General features: G+C 57.8%; 2 protein-coding genes. One reads left to right on the plus strand and one right to left on the minus strand.

Going from position 1 to position 1,128, the window contains the following annotated elements; translation table 11 throughout:
- On the plus strand, positions 1-375 hold a 375-nt coding region (locus tag BGIM_RS0141660; RefSeq protein ID WP_020475525.1), incomplete at its 5' end, for a transposase.
- Here the strand turns inward: BGIM_RS0141660 and BGIM_RS64100 are convergent.
- Positions 340-564 carry a hypothetical protein gene (locus tag BGIM_RS64100; RefSeq protein WP_157369830.1) on the minus strand — a complete coding sequence of 75 codons (225 nt, stop codon included), beginning with the start codon at positions 562-564 and terminating at the stop codon, positions 340-342. The two genes, BGIM_RS0141660 and BGIM_RS64100, sit on opposite strands and share 36 nt — an antisense overlap.
- Between the last annotated feature and the right edge of the window lie 564 nt (positions 565-1,128).

Raw genomic sequence — 1,128 nt, forward strand, 5'->3', positions numbered from 1 at the left:
AAAGGGGAACGCGCCCGGCTGGAAGAAGCCCTGCGGATCAACCAACCGCTGGCGACGGCGTATTACATGAAAGAAGAGTTTCGCCACTTCTGGGAGCAGGGGAGCCCGAAAGACGCCGCCCGGTTTCTGGACGACTGGTGTCGGCGGGCCGAGGCGTCCAAGCTGTCGGTGTTGCAGAAGATGGCGAGTTCTTTCCAGATGCACCGGACCGGCCTGCTGAACTACCATCGCTGTCCGATTTCGACCGGCCCCCTCGAAGGGGTGAACAACAAAATCAAGACCCTGCAACGACAGGCCTATGGCTACCGTGACCAAGAATTCTTCCACCTTCGCATTTACTCAATCCATCGAGCCAAGTACGAACTTCTCGGATGAGCCAGAAATATCTTCAAAGTCAACGTCGGCATCCACGTCGCCCGCCAAAATACCATAGAGGGTGCCAAACGTCACTTGATCGAGAGACTTGGCTTCGCAGCCCGGCCACTTTTCTGTCGGATTCACGTGACGAGAGACTTGCTTGGCCTCTTTCGCATTAACAACGACAATGTCGGTAAAGAAACCCATCCGATTATCCCTTTCCTGCCAAACTACTCAGTTCACCTGCGGGGCGGGGCAAACTTGAATCTCGATTCCACCTTATGCCGCCCCGTCGGGTGCAACGTTTTGTTCGGCCGAGTTGTCTCTGACAAGACCATGCCACGCCACCCACCGGTCGAATACCAGAGTGACAGGCCGCCCCAGTTGTAACTCGAAAGGAAGCGGTTCCGGTGAATACTCGACACCTGAGAGGAACTTGCCACAACCTAAACAGTGGTCAAAGAAACAATACCCGGTTGTGATCCGGCGGTACGTTTCCGACCACGCCCCGGCCTGACTGTGGTAGGCCAGCCGAAAATCCTCTTCGGTGCGATCTGGCATTGCGTGAGCGCAATAAGGGCAGGCGTTCACTGCGACCAACCAGTTATTGGAATCGTCTCCCATCCGATGCCTTCCTGCGGACGAACGACTCAGCTCAACAGCCGGGACCGCTGGCGGAATAACGACCCGCGAGAAGCGAACGTGCGGCCCCAGCCTGCTGCAGCGCCTGGTTCGGCGTCTGCGGCTCACCCGCCGGCCGCGACCCTCGCC

Origin of the sequence: Zavarzinella formosa DSM 19928 (genome assembly GCF_000255705.1) — a bacterium.
GTDB classification, from domain to species: Bacteria; Planctomycetota; Planctomycetia; order Gemmatales; family Gemmataceae; genus Zavarzinella; species Zavarzinella formosa.